This window comes from Colwellia psychrerythraea (assembly GCF_000764185.1).
GTDB lineage: Bacteria > Pseudomonadota > Gammaproteobacteria > Enterobacterales > Alteromonadaceae > Colwellia > Colwellia psychrerythraea_B.
In genome coordinates this window covers 211,753-218,121 of the sequence record NZ_JQEC01000015.1, presented here as the reverse complement: position 1 = coordinate 218,121, position 6,369 = coordinate 211,753, and the positions used below count along the sequence as shown (strand labels likewise).

Annotated in this window: 3 protein-coding genes and 2 rRNA genes; 3 read left to right on the top strand and 2 right to left on the bottom strand. The window is 41.9% G+C overall.

Translation table 11 applies throughout. From position 1 onward, the window contains the following. From GAB14E_RS14850 to GAB14E_RS14860, 3 genes are all read left to right on the top strand, one after another. Nucleotides 1–2,615, top strand: a 23S ribosomal RNA gene (locus GAB14E_RS14850); the annotation flags it as partial. 156 nt (nucleotides 2,616–2,771) lie between these two features. Beyond that, a 5S ribosomal RNA gene (rrf, locus tag GAB14E_RS14855) occupies nucleotides 2,772–2,886 on the top strand. Between the two features lie 139 nt (nucleotides 2,887–3,025). Beyond that, nucleotides 3,026–4,213 (top strand): hypothetical protein, encoded by a 1,188-nt coding sequence (locus GAB14E_RS14860; RefSeq protein WP_033081677.1) that lies wholly within the window; start codon nucleotides 3,026–3,028, stop codon nucleotides 4,211–4,213. A gap of 151 nt (nucleotides 4,214–4,364) precedes the next feature. On the opposite strand, the gene GAB14E_RS14865 is transcribed toward GAB14E_RS14860, so the two are convergent. Together GAB14E_RS14865 and GAB14E_RS14870 are read right to left on the bottom strand one after the other, a co-directional pair. Next, nucleotides 4,365–5,759: an MATE family efflux transporter gene (locus tag GAB14E_RS14865; RefSeq protein WP_033081676.1), complete on the bottom strand. Its 1,395-nt coding sequence runs from the start codon at nucleotides 5,757–5,759 to the stop codon at nucleotides 4,365–4,367. 171 nt (nucleotides 5,760–5,930) lie between these two features. Then, a complete protein-coding gene (locus GAB14E_RS14870) occupies nucleotides 5,931–6,275 on the bottom strand; it encodes a hypothetical protein (RefSeq protein ID WP_033081675.1) in 345 nt (114 codons plus the stop codon). Between the last annotated feature and the right edge of the window lie 94 nt (nucleotides 6,276–6,369).

Below are 6,369 nucleotides of genomic sequence, written 5' to 3'. Positions count from 1 at the left end.
GGCGCTAGTGGAAGGTTCTGGAAAGGACCACGATACAGGGTGATAGTCCCGTACACAAAAGCAACCTTTAAGTGAAATCGAGTAGGACGGAGCACGTGAAACTTTGTCTGAATATGGGGGGACCATCCTCCAAGGCTAAATACTACTAACTGACCGATAGTGAACCAGTACCGTGAGGGAAAGGCGAAAAGAACCCCTGTGAGGGGAGTGAAATAGAACCTGAAACCGCATACGTACAAGCAGTGGGAGCCCGATTTAGTCGGGTGACTGCGTACCTTTTGTATAATGGGTCAGCGACTTATATTCTGTAGCAAGGTTAACCGATTAGGGGAGCCGTAGCGAAAGCGAGTGTTAACTGCGCGTTTAGTTGCAGGGTATAGACCCGAAACCCGGCGATCTACCCATGGGCAGGTTGAAGGTTGAGTAACATCAACTGGAGGACCGAACACACGTATGTTGAAAAATGCGGTGATGACTTGTGGGTCGGAGTGAAAGGCTAATCAAGCCGGGAGATAGCTGGTTCTCCCCGAAATCTATTTAGGTAGAGCCTCGGACGAACACCATCGGGGGTAGAGCACTGTTAAGGCTAGGGGGTCATCCCGACTTACCAACCCTTTGCAAACTCCGAATACCGATGAGTGATATCCGGGAGACACACTGTGGGTGCTAACGTCCATTGTGAAGAGGGAAACAACCCAGACCGCCAGCTAAGGTCCCAAAGTACTAGTTAAGTGGGAAACGATGTGGAAAGGCATAGACAGCTAGGAGGTTGGCTTAGAAGCAGCCATCCTTTAAAGAAAGCGTAATAGCTCACTAGTCGAGTCGGTCTGCGCGGAAGATGTAACGGGGCTAAACTAGTCACCGAAGCTGCGGATTCATAATTTATTATGAGTGGTAGGGGAGCGTTCTGTAAGCCGTTGAAGGTGAATTGAGAAGTTTGCTGGAGGTATCAGAAGTGCGAATGCTGACATGAGTAACGATAAGGGGAGTGAAAAACTCCCCCGCCGAAAGACCAAGGTTTCCTGTCCCATGTTAATCAGGGCAGGGTAAGTCGGCCCCTAAGGCGAGGCGGAAACGCGTAGTCGATGGGAAACAGATTAATATTTCTGTACTTCTATATATTGCGAAGGAGGGACGGAGTAGGCTAAATGAGCACAGCGTTGGTAGTCTGTGTGAAAGAATGTAGGCAGAGAACTTAGGTAAATCCGGGTTCTTGTTAATGCTGAGACTCGAGACGAGATTCTACGGAATTGAAGTCATTGATGCCATGCTTCCAGGAAAAGCTTCTAAGCTTCAGATATATAGGAACCGTACCCCAAACCGACACAGGTGGTTAGGTAGAGAATACTAAGGCGCTTGAGAGAACTCGGGTGAAGGAACTAGGCAAAATAGTACCGTAACTTCGGGAGAAGGTACGCTGCATATGGGTGATGGAACTTGCTTCCTAAGCCCAGAGCAGTCGAAGTAACCAGGTGGCTGGAACTGTTTATTAAAAACACAGCACTGTGCAAAATCGAAAGATGACGTATACGGTGTGACGCCTGCCCGGTGCCGGAAGGTTAATTGATTCGGTTAGTCCTCGGACGAAGCTGATGATCGAAGCCCCGGTAAACGGCGGCCGTAACTATAACGGTCCTAAGGTAGCGAAATTCCTTGTCGGGTAAGTTCCGACCTGCACGAATGGCGTAATCATGGCCACACTGTCTCCACCCGAGACTCAGTGAAATTGAATTTGCGGTTAAGATGCCGTATACCCGCGGCTAGACGGAAAGACCCCGTGAACCTTTACTATAGCTTGACAGTGAACATTGCTCCTACATGTGTAGGATAGGTGGGAGGCTTTGAAACCATGTCGCTAGATGTGGTGGAGCCAATCTTGAAATACCACCCTTGTATGCGTGATGTTCTAACCTAGGGCCCTTATCGGGCTTGGGGACACTGTCTGGTGGGTAGTTTGACTGGGGCGGTCTCCTCCCAAAGAGTAACGGAGGAGCACGAAGGTTGGCTAAGTACGGTCGGACATCGTACGGTTAGTGCAATGGCATAAGCCAGCTTAACTGCGAGACAGACACGTCGAGCAGGTACGAAAGTAGGTCATAGTGATCCGGTGGTTCTGTATGGAAGGGCCATCGCTCAACGGATAAAAGGTACTCCGGGGATAACAGGCTGATACCGCCCAAGAGTTCATATCGACGGCGGTGTTTGGCACCTCGATGTCGGCTCATCACATCCTGGGGCTGAAGTCGGTCCCAAGGGTATGGCTGTTCGCCATTTAAAGTGGTACGCGAGCTGGGTTTAGAACGTCGTGAGACAGTTCGGTCCCTATCTGCCGTGGGCGTTTGAGAATTGAAGAGGGCTGCTCCTAGTACGAGAGGACCGGAGTGGACGAACCACTGGTGTTCGGGTTGTCATGCCAATGGCATTGCCCGGTAGCTACGTTCGGAACTGATAACCGCTGAAAGCATCTAAGCGGGAAGCAGGCTTTGAGATGAGTTCTCACTGGGACTTTAAGTCCCCTAAAGGGTCGTTGGAGACTACAACGTTGATAGGTCAGGTGTGTAAGGACTGCGAGGTCTTGAGCTAACTGATACTAATTGCCCGTGAGGCTTAACCATACAACACCCAAGTAGTTTTGTACTATAAAGTGTGTATGTAGACTGACATTATAAAATACCGAAAGGTAAGGAAAATCACGTACTTACGTGTTACTTGAACTAAAAACGATATTTATTGCTCTTGAGCATAAGCTTTCTAAGATTGTACCTTTTTTGTTTAGCGACAATAGCGCTGTGGTCCCACCTGATCCCTTTCCGAACTCAGAAGTGAAACGCAGTTGCGCCGATGGTAGTGTGGGAGTTCCCATGTGAGAGTAGGACATTGCTAGACTTCTAATTTGTGCTTAGGCACTGAGAAACCCGTAGTTAACGCTGCGGGTTTTTTGCTTTATATAAACCCGTAGTCAACGCTATGGGTTTTTTTGTAATCGTCTATTTGTACCTATGTAATTCTGGAGTTATATTCTCATATGAGAAAGTTGTTATCTTCCCCTGTAAAAATGGCACTAAGTGAAGCTGAAAGTGCTTCATATCAAAATGCGTTAAAGCATGTTACTGAAATAACTTTAAACCTAATGGCGGTTAAAGTTGAAAACAGACCTGAAGATTATCTTGGTTGGTGTACTGAGTTAATCGATGTTTGTCGTAATCGCATCAATATGAAATTAATAGAGCCAGAGCAACTTCCAACCTTAAAAAAACTTGAGCAAGTACTAGTACTTGGCGCAAGTGTTAGTCAGTTCAAAATGGCACGTATTGCACCATGGCCAATATTTACTGCTTTTGTTGAGCAACAAGCGAGTTTACATGCTTTGGAAGAGCGCTTAGCCCTACTTGATTATATTCAGTTGATAAAGTGTAAAACTTTAGTTGAGATGACTGAATTGGAGCGTCTCGCCTTTGCTGGTAAACACACGAGCCAACATTGTCATACCCAATATAATTTCGATGTTGAATGGTTTGCTTCAACCAAAGGCGCTAAAGTTTTTCATACTTTATTAGCGCAGCAACCTGAAAGCTTTGATGCGGCACTAAGCCACATTCCAGAAGCAGGTGATGTAACGCCTAAACAGTATCAACAATTTGTTAGTGCCTACAAACAAATCTTTACTAGTTATAGGGTAGAGAAGGAAAGTGGTGAGAAAGCACCATTAGCACCAGCGACACGTTTACTAGCGATGAAGCGTCCAGATCAATTTATTGCACTAACAAATGCAAAAATTGAAGTTTTTTGCCAAGGTTTATCGATAGCCAAATTTAATAGTTTTGATTTTGAAAGTTATTGGCAAGATATGATAGGTACTTTACGTACTTTCGCTTGGTGGCACCAAGGCGAGCCTGAAGATGAACGTGAAGCCAAACTTTGGCAAGCACGTGCGGTTTTAGTCGACTTATTTATGTTTGCTGATGAAGATTTCGCCTTTGGTTCTAACTTTCTACGTATCCGAGATAAAAAATTAAATAGTGTTGAAAGTAGCTACAAATCAAGTCGTCGAGGTCGTGTTAAGTTAACGCCTGAAGAGCTTGTTGATCTAGCATTAGCAGAAGAGGGCATGCCTGAGTATATTCAAGCTAAACGCGACACTATTTTAAGGGAAGTGAAATCAGGTAAAACGGCTGAGCATGTTATTGGTATAATGCGAGCTATTTTCGGCTAAATGTTATTTATTTGAGGGATAAGCTAGTTTATCCCTCTACTCTTTTTATTTCTACAGTCTTTATTAAACCTCCATCTTAATGTAGCCCTTTACCTAACTTCAGACAAGACCATATTTTATTCCACCACTGCAATTTGTTATTCATTGTTGTTTAAGTTACTAGCTGATCTTTCATTGAAGAGCTCGCCTTGTTAGTAATCCTTCCTCTTCTATATAGATAGAAAACACAAACACCAGAAAGTAAGTGTGCTAACGTCAGTGCAGGGTAAAGTGAATACTCGCTTTCACTGAGGGCAAACCAGGATAATGGAATGACAAGCCCTATGCGATGTATTATGCCAAGAATACTTGCATTGACGGCTTTATCTTTTGCGTTCAATGTTGATTGATAAACAATGACACAACCAGCACCGATATATCCCCATGGTAACCAAGTTAAGTAATGTTTCAAATGTATGGTTACATTATCGTGTGGGCACAATGAGGTTGCCCAAAAATCTACTGAGTAACTTAGCGCTACTGCGATTACAAATTGGGCGGTCAATACAGTGGCAAACATATATCGGTATGCTTGTTTCACTCTGTCATGATGACCGGTCCAATAATTAAAGCCTATTATTGCCGGCATAGATGTTGTTAACGCCATAGGGATTAATAAAATTATCGCCTCAAGTTTAAATATCAGTGCAAAAGCCGCTACATAAGTATGACTATAACTTGCCGCTATTAAGGTCAATATCGCCAAGCTCAATGGCGTTATTAGTTGTTGGCCAATAACTAAAATGCTAGCTAATTTGGGTTGTTTACATTGGTTTTTAAGTTCTGATAGTGAAGGCAATTTAAGCTTTATCTTACTATGTAAAATATACAAAGATATTAAAGTGAAGCTAATGTCGCTAATGGCATGGACAATGGAAATAGCAGTCAAGCTATCAAAATATAAAGGGCTTTGCGGAAGCAACAATAATAATGCCAAGCTGCCTTTTAATACTATCCAGGCAACCATAATATTACTGGCAAGCTGGGTGAAATTTAAAGCCCGTAATATGCCATTAATTTGCCAAACAGTGCCTAAAAATATCCAGGTTAAATATCGGTTGTTAATGTAACTTGATTGTTCAGTTACTAAATTAGGTGCTTCTAATGCTCCTTGGCTCGAAAGCCAATTATTATTACCTAGCAGTTGTAATAAATGTTCAGAAAAAGTTAACGCCAAAATTGTCATTGTCAGTAGTATTAACCCAGAAGTAAATAATGCCTGGCTTACACTGAGGCTGATGTTGTCCCTATCAAGACAAGCAGATTTTACTGCTTTATTGTTACATCGAATACTTGTACCAACAGCAAGAGCCGTCATAGCAGCAGTGATGGGGACAGTAAAACCAAATGCTGTTAACGTTGCTGTACTACTTAAGGCAATTAATCCAGATTCTAATAGTTCATACATTAATAACAAAAGAATCGCCATAAACATTGGTTGGCTATTTCGCCATATCGTCGACGATATTTTCCCTTCAACTAAGCTAGTGTGATTTTTTACTGTCATCTATAGGTTCTTCATATATGTTGTTATAGATACCATATAAGAAGAGCGGCAAGAAATTAATTAACTTTCAATATTCAATGTAACAATTGTTGTCATAAGTTCTCATAGTTTAGAGATTTTTTCATTTTGCTAGCGAATCAGAAACAAAACATAATGATATGTATAGTTCACTTACAGACCTTGCCCAAACTGGAGGAACGTTTGAAATAGGATTATCTCTGCTTTATCTTTAGTTAAGCAATTAGATAAAATATCATCATTAAAATTTTCTTTTTTCACTTCCATTTCTATAGATGTCCACTTCATGTTTTTTAAGATAATTTCAACGTTGCATGTTTGACTGCCATCTCTAGTGATGTAGAAAATTTTAATATCATCAGTACGGTTAATTAAGTTTTTATAGGGATAATTATTTACTTTATCTACTGTGATATTGTTCGCGCTAGTTAGGTTGCAAAAAACTAATAAACTAACAATAATCACGTTTTTAAAGAACTTTATGGTGCTTACTTTCATTTTTATTCTCGTTTCATATATCAAGTGTTGATAATATTTTAATTATGATATGGTTGTAAAACAAACGATATAAAATTAAGTGCGATTAAGAAAA